Source organism: Burkholderia sp. MSh2, from assembly GCF_000731655.1.
Lineage (GTDB): Bacteria > Pseudomonadota > Gammaproteobacteria > Burkholderiales > Burkholderiaceae > Burkholderia > Burkholderia paludis.
The window spans coordinates 23,996-42,833 of sequence record NZ_JPGM01000078.1; the positions used below are offsets into that span (position 1 = coordinate 23,996).

Consider the following 18,838-nt stretch of genomic DNA (forward strand, 5'->3'; position numbering starts at 1 on the left):
TCAGGAAAAAGTGATGGGTTGATATTAAAACAGAATCATCACGTTATGGCGGATCCCTAGAATGCCCTTCATGGATCGCGCCGGGACTGGCCTGGCGCCCTTGCCCGGACCGAAAACATGAAACAGACCGAGACACAGCAGCAGGCCGCGTTCGACTATCACGAATTCCCGACCCCCGGAAAAATCTCGGTCGTGGCGAGCAAGCCGCTGGTGACCCAGCGCGACCTGGCGCTGGCCTATACGCCCGGCGTGGCGAGCGTGTGCGAGTCGATCGCGGCCGATCCGCTGCAGGCGCACCGCTTCACGAGCCGCGGCAACCTGGTGGGCGTGATCACGAACGGCACCGCCGTGCTGGGCCTGGGCAACATCGGCCCGCTCGCGTCGAAGCCGGTCATGGAAGGCAAGGCCGTGCTGTTCAAGAAGTTCGCGGGGATCGACGTCTTCGACATCGAGATCAACGAGACCGATCCGGACAAGCTGGTCGACATCATCGCCGGTCTCGAACCGACCTTCGGCGGCATCAACCTCGAGGACATCAAGGCGCCGGAATGCTTCACGGTCGAGCAGAAGCTGCGCGAACGGATGAAGATTCCCGTCTTCCACGACGACCAGCACGGCACCGCCATCACCGTGTCCGCCGCGTTCATCAACGGGCTGAAGGTGGTCGGGAAGTCGATCAAGGAAGTGAAGGTCGTGACGTCGGGGGCCGGCGCGGCGGCGCTGGCGTGCCTGGACCTGCTGGTCGACCTCGGGTTGCCGGTGGAAAACGTCTGGGTGACGGACATCGAGGGCGTCGTCTATCGCGGCCGCACCGCGCTGATGGACCCGGCCAAGGCGCGCTTCGCGCAGCCGACCGACGCGCGCAAGCTGGCCGACGTGATCGGCGGCGCGGACGTGTTCCTGGGCCTGTCGGTCGGCGGCATCCTGAGCGCGGACATGCTGAAGGCGATGGCGCCGCGCCCGCTGATTCTCGCGCTGGCGAACCCCACGCCGGAAATCTTTCCGGAGCTGGCGCACGCGACGCGCGACGACGTCGTCATTGCGACGGGCCGCTCGGACTACCCGAACCAGGTCAACAACGTCCTGTGCTTCCCGTACATTTTCCGCGGCGCGCTGGACGTGGGCGCGACGACGATCACCCGCGACATGGAGATCGCCGCGGTGCACGCGATCGCGGGCCTGGCCGAGGAGGAGCAGAACGACGTCGTCGCGGCGGCGTATGGCGCGTACGACGTGGCGTTCGGCGCGCAATACCTGATTCCCAAGCCGTTCGATCCGCGCCTGATCGTGCGGATCGCACCGGCCGTGGCGAAGGCGGCGATGGCGGGCGGCGTCGCGACGCGTCCGCTGGCGAACCCCGATGCCTATGTCGAGCAGTTGCAGCAATTCGTCTATCACTCCGGCGCGTTCATGAAGCCGCTGTTCGCGACGGCCCGCCAGCTCGTGCGCGACGGCGGCAAGGCGCGGATCGTCTTCACCGAGGGCGAGGACGAGCGCGTGCTCCGCGCGGTGCAGGTGATCGTCGACGAGAAGCTCGCGCGCCCGATCCTGGTCGGCCGCCCGGAAGTGCTGCTGGCGCGCATCGAGCGGTTCGGCCTGCGCATCCGGCTCGGGCAGGACGTCGAGGTGACCAATCCCGAGTACGACGAGCGGTTCCCGCAATACTGGGCGACGTATTGGGAGCTGCGGTGCCGCGACGGCATCTCGAAGGAAATGGCGCGGGTCGAGATGCGCCGCCGCCTGACGCTGATCGGCGCGATGATGGTGCGGCTCGGCGATGCGGACGGGATGATCTGCGGGACGGTGGGCGAGTATCACAACCATCTGCGCTTCGTCGACGAGGTGATCGGGAGGAAGCCGGGCGCGTCCACCTATGCGGCGATGAACATCCTGTTGCTCGACCAGCGGACGGTCGCGCTGGTGGATACGCACGTCAACGACAATCCCGACGCGGAGCAGATCGCCGAGTTCACGATCGCCGCGGCGCGGCAGATGGAGTGGCTGAACCTGACGCCGAAGGCCGCGCTGCTGTCGCGGTCGAACTTCGGGTCGGGGAGCGCGGCTTCGGGCGCGAAGATGCGCCGGGCGCTGGAGCTGGTGCGGGAGCAGGCGCCGGATATCGAGGCGGACGGCGAGATGCACGGCGACTGCGCGCTCGACGAGGGCCTGCGGTCGCGGCTGCTGCCGATGTCGCCGCTCAAGGGCGCGGCCAACCTGCTGGTGTGCCCGAACGTGGATGCGGGGAACATCGCGTACAACCTGCTGAAGACCGAGGCGGGCAGCAACGTGGCGGTGGGGCCGTTCCTGTTGGGCGTGAATGCGCCGGTGAACATCCTCACGTCGAGTTCGACGGTGCGGCGGATCGTGAACATGGCCGCGTTGACCGTGATCGAGGCGAATCGCAGCGCGTCCGCCTGAGCGGACGCCGTCGCGGGGCGGGCTCTCCGGGTGTGCGGGCGTTCGCACGCACCCGATCCGCCCGCCGGCGATTCGCGCGGGTTGCTTCGTTCGCGGTGCGCGTCGCCATGGCCATTGCATCCGTCCGGGCGCACCGGCTCGCGGGACGCATGGCCGTGCGTTGGCGACGCGGTCCGACGCGCCCGGGCCGGCGCGGTCGCGGCGTGAGGGAAGCGCATCGGCGCCGGTGCAAGTATGATCGTGCGGCCCGCGCCGGCCTCGCGACCGGCATCGATGGACTTTCCGCAGCGAACGGCTGCCTGCACCGATGCGTCAGATACCTTTTCTCGCCTTTGCGCTCTCGGCCCTCGTGCCGGGCCTGCTGTGGTCGTACTTCACCGGCGATCCCGGCTCGCTCGAATATTCGATTCCCATTGCCTGCTTCGGCACGGCGGTGTTTGCGATCCCGCAATACCTGCTGGTCGTCAAATACTGGCGCGTCTCCCTGGTTGCGTCGTGTCTGTGCGGCGGTGTGACCGGATTGCTGACGTGGATCGCCACCTATGCGATCTACACCGCCATCTGGAACGACGATCTCTTCAAGGCGAGCCTGTCGGCCGCCCTCGGGTTCCTGGCGTTCGTGTGTCTCGGCGCCGTGGCGGGCTTTGCGTTCTGGCTCATGCATCGTCTGCGGCGGTTCAAGGGCTGAGCCGCTGCCCGTCCCGGTTTGTGTCGGCCTGCATCGACTCGCCGGCGCCGTGCCGGAAGCGTGCCGTGCCGGGCGTGTGCGGAGCGTGCCGTGCGCACCGCACGCGTGCTTCCCGGGTGCCGGCGCACGGGTCGTGAATGCGCCACTCGAGCATGGCGAGCCTCGACATATTTCATGTGCCGGCATCCCGCCGCGATGCTGCAGTGCAATCAATAAGTATTGCGTAGTAATCGCACGATCGAAGGCCGTGATTGCATCAATTTTGATAATAATCCTAAACATTTTTTAGGGCTCGCAACTTTCTTTATCGTCGGATAATTATCTTTTATTTTCGTCTAAAATCGCGCTTCTTCTTACTTTTTGAAGGAAAGCGTTTTGAAAGGACTGACGAAAAATCTCTCGCGTACGGCCATTGCCGCATGCGTTGCCGGTGCCGCACTGATGCCGTTGTCCCGGCCCGCCGAAGCCCAGGTCGAACCTCTGAAGAATCCCGTCTACGGTGTGACCCTCGACGACCTGTCCCAACTTGACGCGATCATCGCGTCGCTGCAGAACCTGCCGTACAAGCCCACCGTGCGCGTGGTGTTCGATCCGGGTACGTCGGCCGCCGACTACTACGCGCCGCTGCTGCGTCTGCATGCCGTCGCGTACGTGATGGGCGAGGTCTACGATTCTTACTATTTCCCGACGACGCTTTCGGTTTACCAGGCCCGCACGCAGGAACTGGTGTCGCAACTGAAGAACACCGTCGACGTCTGGGAGATCGCCAACGAAATCAACGGCGAATGGCTGCGTAACGACCCGGACGGCTCGAACACCGTGGTCAACTCGGAAGAGCAGCAGATCGGCCAGATGGTTGCCGCGGCCAACACGATCGTCAAATCGAACGGCGGCAAGACGGCCATCACGCTGTACTACAACGACGACAGCAAGGGCAACAACTGCTGGGAGAAGCCGCAGGATTACTGGAAGACGTGGCCGACCACCTTCCTGTCCTCGACGGTTCGCCAGCAGGCCGACTACGCACTGTTCAGCTACTACCCGTATCAGGATTGCCCGGGGCTGAATCCGACGTGGACGAACGATTTCTCGGCGCTGGAAAGCATCTTCCCGAACGCGAAGGTCGGCTTCGGTGAAATCGGCACCTCGGAAACCTCCGCACCCGCTTCGGTACAGCAGAACCTGATCAAGACGTACTATCCGATGGTCGACAGCATGACCGATCCGCGTTTCGTCGGCGGGTTCTTCTGGTGGTACTACGCCGAAGAAATGGTCCCGTATTCGACGAGCCCGTACTTCCAGCTGTTGCGTCAAACGATCATCCCGCTGAAGTCGCCGAACTAAGCGGCAGCGCGATCCAGGTGCAAGCGTCAGCGCCGCCGGTTAGAACCACAATGTCGCGCGTACCACGAGACCACGTGCGCGCGCCGCTGACGTCAACGGGAACCGGTATTGCACCGTCACATCCAGATAGCTTGCCGGCGCACTGTAGCGGCCCTCGCGAAACCAGTATCGCAACTGGACCCCGGGCCCCGCGCCGATCGCCGTTTCGTTCGGCTCGCGATTGTCGTGATCGCCGGCAATCGCGGCGTGCGGGTAGACGGTCAGCCGGTCGCTGAGCGTCGACAGGCGCCAGGTGTGCCCGTAACGCAGTTCCGAATAGATGATGTAGCGTCCCTCGCGAATGAAGTACGCGCCTTCGACGTACGCCTGCCAGCTGCGCCAGCTCGGCTCGGTCACCATCAGGTCGGTGCCGGCTTCCGATGAATAACCCAGGCGCATCAGCCAGTCCGTCGTCGACAGGCTGCCGATGTGGAACAGCCGCTCGGCGGTCAGCACCACGTTCTGGTCGGGTATCGGCTTGTAGCGCGCCCCCACCGAACCCTGCACGGTCGGCATGCCGGTCACGTTGCCCGTCCCGTCGTAGGCCGTGCCGTATCCGCGCACGAAGAACTGGAAGATGCGTCCGTTCTGGTAGCCGATCTTCGGCGGCTGCCAGTACGCTTCGATCCCCGGCTGCAACACGCTGATCGTGCCTTGCGGGCCGAACGCGGCCGACTGGTACGGTGCGCTCAGCACGAAGCCCCAGGTGCGCTGAAGCTGCTCGACTTCGCGCCGGTAGCCGAACTTGTGCTGCGCATCGAACGTGTGTTCGTTGTCGTCGGCGTCGAGGCTGTGCTCGAACAGATCGATGGACGTGTCGTTCAACCCGATCCGCTTGGCTGCATAGCCGGCGTCCGCGTAGTTCATCGCGTTGCCGGCGCCGCCGGCGAATCCTTCCTGGAAGGCGTCGAGCGCCTCGCGATCCTTGTGGTCGCGCAGCAGGTCGTAGGCCTCCTGCAATTTCCGTTGCGCGCCGTCGTCCGCCGGCGCGTCGGCGGGCTGATCGTCCTGCCGCGCCTGCGCCGCGATCGACGCGGCCATGTTGCGCTCGCCGTCGGTCGAGGCATCGTCGGCCGCGAGGTCCGCCATGCGGATCGCGGTGTCGCGGTCGCCGGCCTGCAGGCTCAACTGCGCGATGCGCAACTGGACCGCGGCCGATTTTTCATCGGCGAGCGGCGCCAGCGCGACGCCGGCCTCGTGCGGGCGATTCGCCGCGAGCGCGCTGTCCGACCACGCGAGGCGCAGGTTGCGCTGCTGTTCCCTGTTCCATTTCCCGGTCGCGACGGCGGCCGAGAAGTCGGCGCAGGCAACCGCGTAGCGCATCTGCCGCTGCGCCATGTAGCCATGCTGCGCGAGGACCGCCGGACTTTTCGGAAAACGAACGATCAGCGACGCCACCCTCGCGTCCGCCTCGTCGACCTTTCCTTCCCGCCTCAGCACGTCGACGAGCAGCAGCCCGAGCTGTTCGCTTCCGGGCTGGATCCTGAGGGCGCGCGACGCATACGCTTCCGCGCGGGGCAGGTCGCCGGCGTCGATCGCCTTGTACGCGCTGTCGGCGAGCCTGTAGGCCCGGGGCGTCAGCGGCTGGGCGGCGGCGGCCGGCGCGTGCCAGGCCAGTGCGACGGCAAGCGCCACGACGCTCGAGCGCGCGCAGCGCCCGAGGTCGATCGCGATCGGGAGTCTCGAATGCTTCATGCCTGCTCTCCCGACGGTTTGGAGACGGGTTGCGCGTCCGGCGCGCCGTCGCGCACGCGGGCGATGTCGACGAAGCGCGAATGGCGGGCGAGCTCGGCGGCGATTTCCGCATCGCAGGCGATGAAATAGGCCACCCTCGCGCGCGCGCCGCGCCGCATGACGTCCTGCTCGTCCTGCGTGAGCGGCCGCCCGACCGCGACGTTCAACGTGCCGTCGTCGGCCGTCGAGAACGGAATCGCCCGGTACGCGTATTGCAGCTCGAATGCCAGCGAGTTCGCGAAGTGGCCGACCGCCACGTTGCCGAGGCTCACCCGGGGGAGGTCCGCCTGCTCGGCGATCGCGTCCGCCAGCGATTCGGCGGACAGCGCGCTGGCCTCGATCAGCAACTCGCCGAGCCGCCTGCCGCAGGTCAGTTGCTTCTCGAGGCTCGCCTGCAGTTGCTCCAGCGTGACCACGCCCCAGCCGACCAGGATCTCGCCGATCTTGAGGCGCGTCTTCCCGAGCGCTTCGTTCGACAGGTAGATATGACTGGTCTTGTCCCACGCGATGGGCTTGCCGCTCGCGAGGTGGCCGAGATAGATGCGCCACGCGCGGCAGACCGCGGAGAAATTGATCAGGTTGTTGACGAACATCCGTGGAATGGACAGGAACCCCTGGAGCGGGCCGTTCAACCGGCTGACGAAATGAAAGCGCTGCCCGGCGCGCGCAAGCAGCATGACGCTGTTCACCCACAGCAGCGGCGTGACCCAGTGGCCCGCCATGACGACGGAGGCGCCGGCGGGGATCACGTGGCCGGCGTTCCGGAGCGCGGCAAGCATCAGGAAGTTGAACAGCACGCCGTACGCGATCACCGAGAACAGCGACGTGACGATGCCCTTGCGATCGTGGAAGAACAGGTAGCGGGTGAGGAGGTCGCCTTTCCAGCCGAGCTGTTCCCAGCCTTGAAACGCAATGCCGAGGATCCAGCGCGAACGCTGCCGGTAGGCGGTCCGGAACGTCTTTGGAAAGTACTCGCGCGTGGCCAGCAGGTTGCGGTGCGCGTGGTCGTTCGAGCGCCGGGGCGCGCCGTCGGCCGGCGTGCCGGAAAGCGGGATGCGGGCGAAGGTTTCCTTCATGCCCAGCTCCTTCAACCGGAAGCTGAAGTCATAGTCCTCGGTCAGCGAGCACGTGTTGAACGGGCACCCGTTGCGCTCCTTCATCGCCGCTTCGATCGAGCGCCGGCTGTAGCACGATGCGACACCCGCGCCGGGGACGACGCCGGTCAGGCGGCCGCGGACCGGCATGTCCTTCTGGTGCGATTCGCTGAAGTCGTCCATGTAGCATCCGGCGACGAATTCGTTCCATTTCCTCGGCAACGACAGGACGGGAAGCTGGACCAGGTCGCTGTCCGCGATCGCGTGGTTCAGGTACTTGAGTTCGACCGGGTGAATCACGTCCTCGCAGTCGTGCATCACGACGCCCGCGAACCGGACGTGGTGGATCGCTTCGTAGCGCAGGATGGCTTCGACGATCCAGTTCAGGCAGTCGGCCTTGCAGGTGGGCCCGTCGTTCATGACCGTCGCGCGCGTGACGCGGCCCGGATACCGGCGCACCATCCGCTCGACCTCGGCCGTGGTTTCGGCATCGTTGTGATAGGTGCCGACGAAGATCACGTATCGCTCGTACTCGAGCGTCGCCAGGGTGTTCTCGATCATCTTGGCGATCACGTCATACTCTTTCCACGCCGGCACCATCAACGCCAGATGGCGTTCGTCCAGCGCGCGCAGCATCGCGATATCGACCGTTTGCGTTTTCTCACGGCGCAGGATGCGCCCGATTTCAAATGACCAATAGCAGGCGTCCAGCGTGAGGTCATCCAGCGTGCTTACCAGGATGACAATGGCGGTCAGAATGGCAACAAAATTAAGTGCATATAAATACGCACTCCATATCATATTATCCATCTTTATTCCGCTGCTTTATCTTTTATTGGATTATTCAGACTCGTATCGGCGCAGGAAGAAACGCTCCTCGTCCTCGCCGCCCCGTCATGTCCACACCATGGTGTGCGTCACGCGACATCGCGATCGATGCAACGCGTTCGGTGGATGACTTGTTGAAAGCCGGTGTCCCGACTGTTTGCTTCCGCCCCTGCATGCGTCGACGCGTGCCGCCGTTCTTCGTCCGGCACTTGCGCAATACGCCCCGCGCACCGTCTCCGTTACACACTGCCGATGAAGCAAGTCGTGCGCCATCGCCGCGTCGCCCTTGGCGTTCCGGGCGTCGGCGCGTGCCGCCCGGGCGCGCTCCGCCGGAGCCGCGCCAAATGTTTCAGTGCTGAAACACGCGGCCGACCGGCCTGATGAAATGTCGCATTCGCGCGCGCCGCGGTGCGATGGACGCGGGCGACGCGACATCGGCGCGCGCTTGCGCCGGTCGCATGCCGGACGGGGTGTGTTCGACCCGACCATTCGGCACGACGAGTGTCGTTGCGCGCGCATGCAGCCCGGCGCGATTGCCGCACGGCCATTTTAAAAACGCAGCGGATAACTGGTTTTCCCTGAATCGTACGAGCAGGCCTTGCGCGTTCTTCCGATTAAATTCTCGCGGACAGTTGCGTTGCATCGCTGAAACGTTTTGCCGATGCAATTCAGAAGCGCATCGATGTGTCGATTTCGTCGCCTTGTCCTGTACTCATTTGCGACGGATGGTACGGTTCTAGCTTGAATGTCGAACCATCACCGCCCGGATTTATTCGTCTGTTATCAATCGAGTAGTGAAAAATCACGACATGACGTCATGGATTGCCGATGGCGTTTCGACGTGCTCGTTCCTTTAATGAGGTGAAGGTATTTTGCATATCAAAGGATGAAAATCATGAATTCTCATCACGGCCAATTGCTTCGAAACGGGTTGAGCACCGTCGGATCAGTCGTCGCATTGATTTCCACGCTTGTATTCGCGGTCGTCGTTCAGGATGCGCATGCGCAGGAGACCAGCAAGACGTCGGTCTCGAAGATCAAGCCGCCGCCGTTGCCGAACGGCTCCGCTCACATGAACGTGAAGGCCGGCATGTCCGACGAGGACTGGGAAAAGGCATACAAGGAATCGGGGCGCCCGCCATTCAGCCGGAGCTCCGTCAAGAAAACCGGCGGCAACGTGGAACGCGACTAGGGAGAAGCGGCCATGAAAAAGATCTTGATCGTCATCGCCCTGCTGGCCGGACTCGCGCAAATGACCTTGCCGGGCACCGCGCATGCGCAGGCCACCACCGCCCATACGCTCGTGCTGTACGACAATCCGGCCAACGACCCGTATTCGAAGCTGGGCCTGATGTACAGCATCATGCTGAGGAACCTGCTCGGGCATTTCAACGCAACGATCGACCTGGTGCCGATACAGAACTACACGGCGGGCATGGTCGGCAGCCACGACGTCACGTTCTATATCGGCGACTACTACAACAACCCGATTCCGACGGCGTTCATGAGCGACGTGATGACCACCACCAAGACCGTGGTCTGGTTCAAGTACAACCTGTGGCAGCTGGCATGGAACACGGCCTACACGTTCAACCAGACCTTCGGGTTCAGCTTTCTCGGCCTCGCGGGGATGAACGCGACGCCATCGGCGAGCAATCCGAACCCGGGCTTCTACGATACGGTCACGTACAAGAACCTGTCGATGGTCAAGTACTACGCCTATAACTCGTCGACCGGCGTCATCAGCGCGGACCCGGACGTCGGACTGACGCAGATTCTCAATACGTCCAAGGCGCAGGCGCTCGTCACCATCACGAACAGCCAGAGCGGCGCCTCGACGCCGTACGTGATGCGCTCGGGCAACTTCTGGTATTTCGCGGACGTGCCGTTTTCGTACATCGGACCGACGGATCGCTACCTGGTGATATGCGACATCCTGCATGACATCCTGCAGACCAATGCGGCGGTGAATCATCGCGCACTTGTCCGGCTGGAGGATCTCGACGCCTATACGACGACCACTTCGATGCAGCAGCTGACGAACTACCTGTACTCGAAGAAGATCCCGTTCACGATGGCCACCATCCCGTTGTATACGGACCCGAACGGCTACTACAACGGCGGCGTGGCGGAGACGATCCACCTGGCGCAGGCCACGGGCCTGAAGAGTGCGCTGAACTATGCGCTGGCGCACGGCGGATCGATCATCATGCACGGCTATACGCACCAGTACGATTCGACGCCGAATGTCGAGAACGCGGTGAGCGGCAGCGACTACGAGTTCTGGTACGCGGTGCAGAACCGGCCGGTCGACGAGGATTCCGTGCAATGGGCGGAAGGCAGGATGGCCGACGGGCTGGCCGAGTTCACGACCAACGGCTACAAGGTGGTCGGCTGGGCCGCGCCGCAGTACCAGATGTCGCCGGATGCGGCGACGGCGACGGCCGCGACGTTTACCACCACGTTCCAGCGGGCCGTGTACTACACCGCGACCAACCCGCAACTCGGGACGGGCGCCGCCAACCAGGACTTCTCGGCCGGACAGTTCTTCCCGTACATCATCAACTCCGATTACTACGGAGAACGGATCATTCCGGAGAACCTCGGCAGCATCCAGTACGATATCTGCAGTATCGACAAGTTCTCGTGCATCACGTACACGTGGCAGCAACTCGTCACCAATGCCCAGTACGGCCTGGCGGTGCGCGACGGCTTCGCGTCGTTCTTCTTCCATCCGTACTGGCTCGAGCCCGATCTCAACTTGCCGGCGTACCAGGACTTCCAGAGCCTCATCTCCGGCATCACGAACCTCGGCTACAAGTGGGTGGACGGCACGACGGCCAAGTGACGACGGCGTAACGGCAGCTTCGTGCGACCCGCGGCGGCAACGCGGGTCGCACGTTCGTATCCGGGCCGCTACGATGACGCGCAGGCATGCTTGCGGGGAGCCGGCGATGACCACGTATGCGATCGCGATGTTGCGCAGGATCCGGCAGCGCATGGGCCGGCGCAGGCGCCCGGCGCGCCCGCCCGCCGGCGCGCCGCGTTCGCGCCGGGCGGCGTCGCTCGCGGCGCTCGGCGCGTCGCTCGTCGTGGCCGCCTGCAGCTGGACCGCGCACGACGTGCAGGCCGACGGCATCGTCTGGCAGCTGGACAACGCGACGACGAATCCGGTCGGCCACTGGCAGGTGCTCGGCGTACGCGACCTGCTGATTCAATGGACCGTCGTCGACGATACCGCGTATCTCGCCGGCACCGGCATCCCGGCGGCGGCGCACGTGCCCGACTGGGCGCGCATCGGCCGCGAGCCGTGGGCCGCCAACGTGATCCTCGGGCTGGCCGGCTACCAGGACGAGAAGCGGGCGCGCACCCATCTGGAGACACTCGCCGCGCAGTCGCTGGACGTGGCGCGCGCATCGGTCCCGCTGCACGTGACCGGCTACTACTTCCCGGTCGAGATCGATCCGACCTGGCAGGACGCGCCCCGGCTCGCCGCCGTCCTGCAGCGGCTGCCCCGTCCGCTTTGGGTGAGCGTGTACGACCAGACCAATATCGGCGGAAAGGCGCTGGCCGACTGGCTCGCGGCGTGGCTGCCCGCCGACGTCGGCGTGTTCTTCCAGGACGGTTGCGGCGTCTACGCCCGCGAGCCGTATGTCGCGCGCACCTACGTCGACGAACTCGTTGCAAGGCTGGGCAAGCGACGCGTGCGGGTCATCGCGGAGGCGTTCCGGCCGGCCGAGCATGGCGGGTTCCGCGCGGCCAGCGCCGACGAGCTGGGCCGGCAACTGCTCGCGTATCGAGGCTATCCGGTCTATCTGTTCGACGGCCCGCACTATGTGTCGGACGATCTCGCGCGCGCGCTTTCCGCGTGGACGGCGAGGCCGCCGGCCGGGCTCGCTGATCCGGCGCGCTGACCCGGCGCGCCCGGCAGGCAGGGCAGGCTGGGCCGGCTGGGCCGGCAAAGGGGCCCGCCGCGCGAAACGATCGGCCGGATCGTGCCGTCGGCGCGAACGGGCGCCCGGAACTCGGCGTCGACACGCCCGCGCACGTCACGGCCCGTAGTGTTCCGCCATGCCCCAAGTGATGACCAAACCGCAAGACCTAGTGCATAGATATCGTTTGCCGACGCGTTAATGACTCTCGACAATCGTGGCTCGATTTCACCGCCGTGCGCCGGAAGCGCCACGGCGGCCGGCACCCGGCGGCTATCCCGGCCCCGTGCCCTCCAGCTCTCGACGACATGTACGCGTTCACTTCCTCATTCCAGAATCCCGCCGGCTCGCCGATCCGCGAACTGTTCAAGTACCTGTCCGAACCGGGCATGATCTCGTTCGCGGGCGGCTATCCGGCCAGCGATCTGTTCGACGTCGACGGCCTGAACGCCGCGGCCGCGCGCGCGTATGCGCAGCCCGTGCGCTGCCTGCAATACGGCCCGACCGACGGCCTCGTCGAACTGAAGCAGCAACTGATCGCGCTGATGGCGCGCCGCGGCGCATCGTGCACGCCGGCCGAGCTGCTCGTGACGACCGGCTCGCAGCAGGGCCTCGACCTGCTGCTGCGCGTGATGGTGGCGCCCGGCGACCTCGTGCTGACCGAACAGCCCGCCTATCCGGCGACGCTGCAGGCGATGCGCCTGCAGCAGGCGCGCATCGCGACGATCCCGGTCGACGGCGCGGGTCTCGACGTCGATCGTCTCGGCGACCAGCTCGCGTCCGGCGCGATCGCGCAGCCGAAGCTGCTCTACACGGTCCCGACCTTCGCGAACCCGACCGGCGCGACGCTCACGCGCGAGCGGCGGTTGAAGCTGCTGCGGCTCGCGGTGCAGTACCGTTTCCTGATCGTCGAGGACGATCCGTACGGCGACCTGCGTTTCGCGGGCGAAGCCGTGCCGTCGATGCTCGCGCTGGCAGACGAGGTGGACGGCGCGCGCGACTGGATCGTGCACTTCGCGAGCCTGTCGAAGATCGTCGCGCCGGGGCTGCGCGTGGGCTGGACGATCGCGCCGGCCGAGATCGCGCGGCGCTGCGTGATCGCGAAGCAGACGGTCGACCTGTGCAGCACGCCCTGGACGCAGGCGATCGCCGCCGACTATCTGGCGGACGGCGCGCTCGAACGCCATCTGCCGCGCATCGCGGCGGCCTATCGCCGCAAATGCGATGCGATGTACGACGCGTTGCACGACGGTTTCGGCGACGCGATCGAATGCCATCGTCCCGAAGGCGGCATGTTCGTATGGGCGCGGCTCGGCGCGGTGTCGTCGGACGTGCTGCTGCAACAGGCGATCGCGAACAAGGTCGTGTTCGTGCCGGGCAAGGCGTTCTTCGCGGACAACGTCGACGCGGCCTCGCTGCGCCTGTCGTTCGCCGCGCCGGATGTCGACGCGATCCGGGAAGGCGTCGCGCGCCTCGTGCGCGCGTACGGTGCGGCGCTGGCCGCGTAAGGAGAGATCGGGATGAACCTCACCGTCAACGATTCCGCATCGACGGGCGCCGCGCCGGGCGCGGCCGACAGCCGGCCCGTCGCGCACCGGTCGTCGCAGATCAGCGCGGGGCCGCAATACGTGGCCGACGTGCTCGGCCGGTTCGGCGCGGAGCCGGCGGCCGAGGCCGGCGAAGCCGCCTCGGTCGTGCTCGGCTACAACTGACCGGCGCCGGCGCCGGCGCGGCGGGCCGCGTCGCGGGCGAGCCGCCGCCGGGGCAATCCGCTAAGCTTGCGCGATCGAAACACGTCCGCTCATCGCCCGCCCATGCCCGACGCCCCGTTCGAATCGCTCGAGCAGACCTACGACCGCCTGTGGGCCTGCCTCGAATCCGGCGCAAGCGCCCGGCGCTCGCCGTTCACGATGCTCCAGGCGGCCACGCTCGGCCTCGACGGCGCGCCGAAGGTGCGCACGATCGTTTTGCGCCAGGCGAGCCGCGCCGATCGCACGCTGTCGTTTCATACCGACGTGCGGTCGGAGAAAGTCGCGGAGTTGCGCCGCGATCCGCGCCTCTCGATCGTCGCGGCCGATCTCGACGCGCTCGTGCAGATTCGCGCGGAAGGCGTGGCATCGTTCTGCGACGACGAAGCGCAGCGGCGCGCGATCTGGGCGTCGAGCCGCCCTCACACGTTGCTGCTGTATCGCGCACCGTTGCCGCCGGGCACGCCGATCGAATCGCCGCAAGCCGCGCACGCCGACGGCGCCGCGCCGGCCGGCGACGGCTACGAAAACTTCTGCCTGATCCGGATGACGGTCACGCGCATCGACTGGCTCGAACTCGCGCGCACCGGGCATCGCCGCGCGGTATTCGAGCTGCGCGCAGGCGGCGACGACAGCCGCTGGATCGCGCCGTGACCCCGGCGCGGCCCGCTCAGGGCTGCCCGTCCGACGCCGCCTGCGCGATCATCCATTCGCGCATCACGACGATCGCATCGTCATCGCGCCGCTCGGCCGGATACACGAGATAGAACCCCACCGACAGCGGAAACGCGAAATCGAACGGCTTGCACAGCCGGCCGGCGGCGATGTCGCGCTCGACGAGCGGATCGGTTGCGAGCGCGATGCCCTGGCCCGCGACGGCCGCGTCGATCGCGAGTGACGTCTGGTTGAAGCGCAGCCCCTTGTGCGGATCGATGTCGACGTGCTCCGGCATCGCGGCGAGGAACGCGGGCCACAGGTCGTGCGCGTCGTGCAGCAGCACCTGGCCGGCGAGCGCGCGCGGCGACGCGGGCGCGGCCAGCAGCGCGGGGCTGCACACCGCGCACACGTCGAGCGGAAACAGCGCATGTGTGGCGAGATGCTTGCCGAACGGCGGCTTGCCGTAGCGGATCGCGAGATCGACGCCGTCGTGGCGGAACGTTGCGATCTGCGGGTCGGCGATCACGCGCACGTCGTAGTCGGGATGCGCATCGGTAAACAGCGCGAGCCGCGGGATCAGCCATTTCGACGCGAACGACGGCGTCGTGCTGATGGTCAGCGCGGCGCGCCGCTTCACGAGCTTGTCGGTCGCGTCGGCGATCGCGTGCAGCGCGCGCTGCACGTCGGAGAAATACGCGGCGCCGTCGTGCGTCAGCGCGAGGCCGCGCGGCAGGCGCTCGAACAGCTTCAGCCCAAGCACGTCCTCGAGGTGGCGCACCTGCTGCGCGACCGCGCCCTGCGTGACGCCGATCTCGTCGGCCGCCGCGCGGAAATTGAGGTGCCGCGCGGACACTTCGAACGCGCGAAGTGCATTCAGCGGCGGCAGGCGGGATGGGCGGAGCGGCATCTTCAGGATGTAGAAAAACTATTGTCTGGAGGCAGAAATACTGGTTCGACAGGCGTCATCGATGCGTCTACATTACCACCATGGCGGGCCGAACGGCGGCTGCGCGGCGGCAGGAATCGATCAAGGAGCAAATCGTGACTGTAGAAAAAGTGGCGTTGATCACGGCGGCGGGCAAGGGCATGGGCGCGGCGATCGCGCGCGAACTGGCGGCGACGGGCTATCGCGTCGCGCTGATGTCGCCGTCGGGCAGCGCGGTGGCGCTCGGCGAGGAACTCGGCGGCTTCGGCATCCAGGGTTCGGTGACGGAAGAGGCCGACATCGACCGGCTCGTGCAGGAGACCATGGCGCGCCATGGCCGCATCGACGCGGTGGTGAACAATACCGGGCATCCGCCGAAGGGCGACCTGCTGGCGATCACCGACGACAACTGGCACGCGGGGCTCGACCTGATCCTGCTGAACGTGGTGCGCGTGATGCGTCGCGTGACGCCGATTTTCCAGAAGCAGGGCGGCGGCGCGGTGGTCAACATCTCGAGCTTCGCGGCGGACGCGCCCGAGCAGCCGATGCCCGTCTCGTCGACGCTGCGCGCGGCGCTGAGCGCATGGACGCGTCTTTACGCGGAGCGCTATGCGGCCGAGAACATCCGCATGAACGCCGTGCTGCCGGGCTTCATCGACAGCTGGCCGGAAACGCCGGAGATCGTCGCGCGCATTCCGGCCGGCCGCTTCGGCAAGACCGGCGAGATCGCGAAGACGGTCGCGTTCCTGCTGTCGGACGGCGCGGGCTATATCACCGGGCAGAACATCCGCGTCGACGGCGCGATCGTCAAGGCGCTGTGAGCGTCGCCCGGGCGGGCGGCCGCCTCGGCCGGCCGCTCGCCGCGCAGTGACCGCACGCGGTCGCTGCGCACGCCTGCAAACCGGATAACTCCCGGATGGATCGGATCGTTCGCACGGGCTGCGCCGCGTGACGCGGGCGCGCCGGACTGAATGCCAGCGTGCGATCCCGCGCGCGGCAGGTTCGTTTGCCGCCGATGCTCAACCCAGCGACAGCGGCTCGGCAAAGGTATAGCCCTCGCGGTGGACGGTCCGGAGCGGAAGGTCCGATCCCAGCTCGTTGCGCCAGCGTCGCCGCAGGCGGCTCACCACGGCCTCGAGCCTGCGCTCGTCGTAATCGATCCAGTCGTAGCCGAAGGTCTCGGCGATCTGCCGGCGGCTGACGGGCCTGGCCGGATGTCGCGCCATGAGTTCCAGCAAGCTGATTTCGCTGCCGGAGACATCCAGGCGCTTTCCATCCGGCGCGAACAGCGCGAAGGCCTGGCGATCCAGTCGCCAGTTCGCCACCACCCGGCGGCTCAGGGCATGCAGGGTGGCGTCGAGTTCGATCAGCTTCGCGGGCTTGACGATGTAGTGGTCGGCGCCGCCCTTCAGGCCGGAAACCTTGTCCAGCGTCTCGCCGCGGGCCGTCAGCATGACGATGCCGCAGCCCTGCCGTTGCGCTCTCAACCATGCGGCCGCGTCGAAACCGCTGCCGTCCGGCAGCATGACGTCGATGATCGCCATGTCGGTGTGCATGGCGAGCTGCCGAAACTCGGCGATGGTGCCGGCCTCGCTGACGAGCCAGCCGCATTTGCGCAGGAAAGCGGCAATTTCCTCGCGCAGTTCGACCTCATCGTCGAGCAGAAGCACCTTCCCCATCACGCCATCGTGCACTTGTACCTCCCCGCCTTACACGTTCTCGTCCTGCTTCGCTGAAGCGCTGCGGCGCAACCCGGGATGCCGGTCGAGTCCGACTGGCGGGCGAGGGTCGCGCCGCGTGCGAACGGAGAGAACCCGCCGTGGGCACGCCCCTCTATTACGGTATGCATGCGCAAAAACTTTAGCCGCGCGGCACCGAAGCGGCCGTGCGTCGCTCTTTCATTTTGTAAGGCATGCAGAACGACCGGGTGACGGCAAGCGGCCGACAGGCGCACGCCGGGGAACGGCGGAGCCGGCACCGCCATCGCTTGCGGCGAGGCCGCTTCGGCGGCAATCCTTCATCGAGTCGCCGCGACGATCGTTTTTGAATTGAAAGGAAACGGGTTTTACAGATGAATTCGAGAAATTAAAGATGACCCGTATTCGAATCGATCTCCGCGAATCAAATGCGATGGCCGGCGGGGTGTCGGGGATGTCAGGATTTGTCAGGTTCCGCATGACGGGCCTCGATATGCTTCGGCTTCCGGAAGAAACCATCAAAAAAAGCCTTGCAGAAAGAGGCCGGCTCTTTGTCGTTCACTGACGGCAAGCGCCCGGAATGAGCCGTAAGCAGAAATGACGGCGATGAAAGGCCAATGAAATGATTTGAGTGAATCGCGGCGGTTTTCAATAGTAAATCGTTTGCGTGTACGCGTTTTTGTCTCGCAGTGCCGAATATCACGATTGGACATTCAAGTGCCGGTCGGCGAATCAAATTTATAAAAAATACGTCAATAGGAAATGGGGTTAGTAATGAATCATGTTTACCGGATCGTTTGGAATACGAGTCAGGGGATGTTCCAGGTGGTATCGGAACTGGCACGGGCACAGGGGAGCAAGAGCAGCAAGCGTGCGGATGGAACGGTTGAGGCCGACGCGTCTGAATCGCCCCGTTTCCTGTCGAACATGATGTCATTTCAACCGGGCGCGTGCCGGGTCACGGCGGTCGTGCTTGCGCTCGGGCTGATCGGGTCGGCGCCGCTCGTGCATGCGCAGAGCGCGGCAGGCGGAACGTCGTCCATGAGCGGCCAGGGCGGGAGCGGCGATGGCGGCGGCGGCGGCGGCGGCGTGTTGTCGGCGCCCGGCGGCATGCCGCCCTCGGGACCAACGGTTCCATCGGCCGCGGGTTCGGGCGCAGCGGGGGGGACGGGGGCTGCCCTTTATCTTCCCGGCAGTGCTGCGGGCGGGGCCGGCGGCGCAGGGGGCGCGGGCGGTAGCGGTGTCGCGCCCGGCGTCACGACAACCGTGAACGGTACCTTCGTGGGCAACAACGGCCTTACCGGTGCGACAGGCTCCGCCTTGGGCTATACCGGGAGCGCTCCCGGTGGCGGAGGCGGCGGAGCCGCCGCCGCCATCTTCAATGCCGGGGACGTGATTTCCATTGCCGGCACTTCAACGATCTCCGGCGGGAACGGCGGCGATGGGGGGAGCGGCGGTTCCAATCCGACATGTATCTGCGCCAACGGAGGCGGCGGCGGCGGCGGCGGCACGGGGATTCTGGTGAATTCCGCCACCCTCTCCAACTCGGGCAAGGTCGCCGGCGGCAACGGCGGCAACGGCGGTATGCCGGGCTTTGGCCGCGGCGATATCGGCAGCGGCGGCGGCGGCGGCTCGGGGGTGCTGGTCAATTCGGGCAGCGTGTCCAACACCGGTGTCATTTCGGGCGGCAACGGCGGCACGAGCGTCGGCTTCGAGACGGGGCCGGGGGCGGGC

At 66.0% G+C, this 18,838-nt stretch carries 16 protein-coding genes; 12 read left to right on the forward strand and 4 right to left on the reverse strand.

Annotated elements, in window-relative coordinates; genetic code table 11:
* The first annotated feature begins 117 nt into the window (after nucleotides 1-117).
* The 3 genes from GQ57_RS33480 (at nucleotide 118) to GQ57_RS33495 (ending at nucleotide 4,450) form a co-directional block, all read left to right on the forward strand.
* A complete protein-coding gene (locus GQ57_RS33480; RefSeq protein ID WP_031398367.1) occupies nucleotides 118-2,418 on the forward strand; it encodes an NADP-dependent malic enzyme in 2,301 nt (766 codons plus the stop codon).
* A 307-nt stretch (nucleotides 2,419-2,725) separates the two neighbouring features.
* Complete coding sequence (locus GQ57_RS33485; protein ID WP_034200105.1) at nucleotides 2,726-3,106, forward strand: hypothetical protein; 381 nt, start codon at nucleotides 2,726-2,728, stop codon at nucleotides 3,104-3,106.
* 441 nt (nucleotides 3,107-3,547) lie between these two features.
* A complete protein-coding gene (locus GQ57_RS33495; RefSeq protein WP_235212669.1) occupies nucleotides 3,548-4,450 on the forward strand; it encodes a hypothetical protein in 903 nt (300 codons plus the stop codon).
* A 39-nt stretch (nucleotides 4,451-4,489) separates the two neighbouring features.
* Here GQ57_RS33495 and GQ57_RS33500 read toward each other — a convergent pair whose 3' ends face one another.
* Both GQ57_RS33500 and GQ57_RS33505 read right to left on the reverse strand, forming a co-directional pair.
* A complete protein-coding gene (locus tag GQ57_RS33500; protein WP_034200107.1) occupies nucleotides 4,490-6,184 on the reverse strand; it encodes an NfrA family protein in 1,695 nt (564 codons plus the stop codon).
* On the reverse strand, nucleotides 6,181-8,127 hold the full coding sequence (locus GQ57_RS33505; RefSeq protein ID WP_034200108.1) for a glycosyl transferase family protein: 1,947 nt from the start codon (nucleotides 8,125-8,127) through the stop codon (nucleotides 6,181-6,183). The genes GQ57_RS33500 and GQ57_RS33505 overlap by 4 nt, the downstream gene beginning before the upstream one ends.
* Nucleotides 8,128-9,040: 913 nt before the next feature.
* On the opposite strand from GQ57_RS33505, the gene GQ57_RS33510 reads away from it, so the two are divergent.
* From GQ57_RS33510 to GQ57_RS33535, 6 genes are all read left to right on the forward strand, one after another.
* The gene (locus GQ57_RS33510; protein ID WP_031398361.1) at nucleotides 9,041-9,337 is read left to right on the forward strand and encodes a hypothetical protein; all 297 of its coding nucleotides are present in this window, start codon (nucleotides 9,041-9,043) and stop codon (nucleotides 9,335-9,337) included.
* Between the two features lie 12 nt (nucleotides 9,338-9,349).
* Entirely contained in the window at nucleotides 9,350-10,993 is a 1,644-nt protein-coding gene (locus tag GQ57_RS33515; RefSeq protein ID WP_031398360.1) for a DUF2334 domain-containing protein, read from the forward strand.
* Nucleotides 10,994-11,099: 106 nt separating this feature from the next.
* Complete coding sequence (locus GQ57_RS33520; RefSeq protein WP_034200109.1) at nucleotides 11,100-12,059, forward strand: hypothetical protein; 960 nt, start codon at nucleotides 11,100-11,102, stop codon at nucleotides 12,057-12,059.
* 326 nt (nucleotides 12,060-12,385) lie between these two features.
* On the forward strand, nucleotides 12,386-13,585 hold the full coding sequence (locus GQ57_RS33525; RefSeq protein WP_034200110.1) for an aminotransferase-like domain-containing protein: 1,200 nt from the start codon (nucleotides 12,386-12,388) through the stop codon (nucleotides 13,583-13,585).
* Between the two features lie 12 nt (nucleotides 13,586-13,597).
* A complete protein-coding gene (locus GQ57_RS33530; RefSeq protein ID WP_031398357.1) occupies nucleotides 13,598-13,789 on the forward strand; it encodes a hypothetical protein in 192 nt (63 codons plus the stop codon).
* Between the two features lie 102 nt (nucleotides 13,790-13,891).
* Nucleotides 13,892-14,479, forward strand: coding sequence for a pyridoxamine 5'-phosphate oxidase family protein (locus GQ57_RS33535; RefSeq protein ID WP_034200111.1), 588 nt, complete (start codon nucleotides 13,892-13,894; stop codon nucleotides 14,477-14,479).
* 16 nt (nucleotides 14,480-14,495) lie between these two features.
* Here the strand turns inward: GQ57_RS33535 and gcvA are convergent, their stop codons facing one another.
* Complete coding sequence (gcvA, locus tag GQ57_RS33540; RefSeq protein ID WP_034200112.1) at nucleotides 14,496-15,389, reverse strand: transcriptional regulator GcvA; 894 nt, start codon at nucleotides 15,387-15,389, stop codon at nucleotides 14,496-14,498.
* Nucleotides 15,390-15,523: 134 nt separating this feature from the next.
* On the opposite strand from gcvA, the gene GQ57_RS33545 reads away from it, so the two are divergent.
* Entirely contained in the window at nucleotides 15,524-16,228 is a 705-nt protein-coding gene (locus GQ57_RS33545) for an SDR family oxidoreductase (RefSeq protein WP_031398354.1), read from the forward strand.
* A gap of 198 nt (nucleotides 16,229-16,426) precedes the next feature.
* Here GQ57_RS33545 and GQ57_RS33550 read toward each other — a convergent pair whose 3' ends face one another.
* The gene (locus GQ57_RS33550) at nucleotides 16,427-17,086 is read right to left on the reverse strand and encodes a response regulator transcription factor (RefSeq protein WP_031398353.1); all 660 of its coding nucleotides are present in this window, start codon (nucleotides 17,084-17,086) and stop codon (nucleotides 16,427-16,429) included.
* A 412-nt stretch (nucleotides 17,087-17,498) separates the two neighbouring features.
* Here GQ57_RS33550 and GQ57_RS43205 point away from each other — a divergent pair, with 412 nt between their 5' ends.
* Entirely contained in the window at nucleotides 17,499-17,669 is a 171-nt protein-coding gene (locus GQ57_RS43205) for a hypothetical protein (protein ID WP_160257582.1), read from the forward strand.
* Nucleotides 17,670-17,878: 209 nt separating this feature from the next.
* Nucleotides 17,879-18,838, forward strand: a 960-nt coding sequence (locus GQ57_RS42485; RefSeq protein WP_200880678.1) for an ESPR domain-containing protein, incomplete at its 3' end; no start/stop codon positions are given.

Excerpts from the sequence above, each read along its gene's own strand:
- GQ57_RS33480 (WP_031398367.1), top strand. The coding sequence starts at position 118 with ATGAAACAGACCGAGACACAGCAGCAGGCCGCGTTCGACTATCACGAA.
- GQ57_RS33485 (WP_034200105.1), top strand. The coding sequence starts at position 2,726 with ATGCGTCAGATACCTTTTCTCGCCTTTGCGCTCTCGGCCCTCGTGCCG.
- GQ57_RS33495 (WP_235212669.1), top strand. The coding sequence starts at position 3,548 with ATGCCGTTGTCCCGGCCCGCCGAAGCCCAGGTCGAACCTCTGAAGAAT.
- GQ57_RS33500 (WP_034200107.1), bottom strand. The coding sequence starts at position 6,184 with ATGAAGCATTCGAGACTCCCGATCGCGATCGACCTCGGGCGCTGCGCG.
- GQ57_RS33505 (WP_034200108.1), bottom strand. The coding sequence starts at position 8,127 with ATGGATAATATGATATGGAGTGCGTATTTATATGCACTTAATTTTGTT.
- GQ57_RS33510 (WP_031398361.1), top strand. The coding sequence starts at position 9,041 with ATGAATTCTCATCACGGCCAATTGCTTCGAAACGGGTTGAGCACCGTC.
- GQ57_RS33515 (WP_031398360.1), top strand. The coding sequence starts at position 9,350 with ATGAAAAAGATCTTGATCGTCATCGCCCTGCTGGCCGGACTCGCGCAA.
- GQ57_RS33520 (WP_034200109.1), top strand. The coding sequence starts at position 11,100 with ATGACCACGTATGCGATCGCGATGTTGCGCAGGATCCGGCAGCGCATG.
- GQ57_RS33525 (WP_034200110.1), top strand. The coding sequence starts at position 12,386 with ATGTACGCGTTCACTTCCTCATTCCAGAATCCCGCCGGCTCGCCGATC.
- GQ57_RS33530 (WP_031398357.1), top strand. The coding sequence starts at position 13,598 with ATGAACCTCACCGTCAACGATTCCGCATCGACGGGCGCCGCGCCGGGC.
- GQ57_RS33535 (WP_034200111.1), top strand. The coding sequence starts at position 13,892 with ATGCCCGACGCCCCGTTCGAATCGCTCGAGCAGACCTACGACCGCCTG.
- gcvA (WP_034200112.1), bottom strand. The coding sequence starts at position 15,389 with ATGCCGCTCCGCCCATCCCGCCTGCCGCCGCTGAATGCACTTCGCGCG.
- GQ57_RS33550 (WP_031398353.1), bottom strand. The coding sequence starts at position 17,086 with ATGGGGAAGGTGCTTCTGCTCGACGATGAGGTCGAACTGCGCGAGGAA.
- GQ57_RS43205 (WP_160257582.1), top strand. The coding sequence starts at position 17,499 with ATGACCCGTATTCGAATCGATCTCCGCGAATCAAATGCGATGGCCGGC.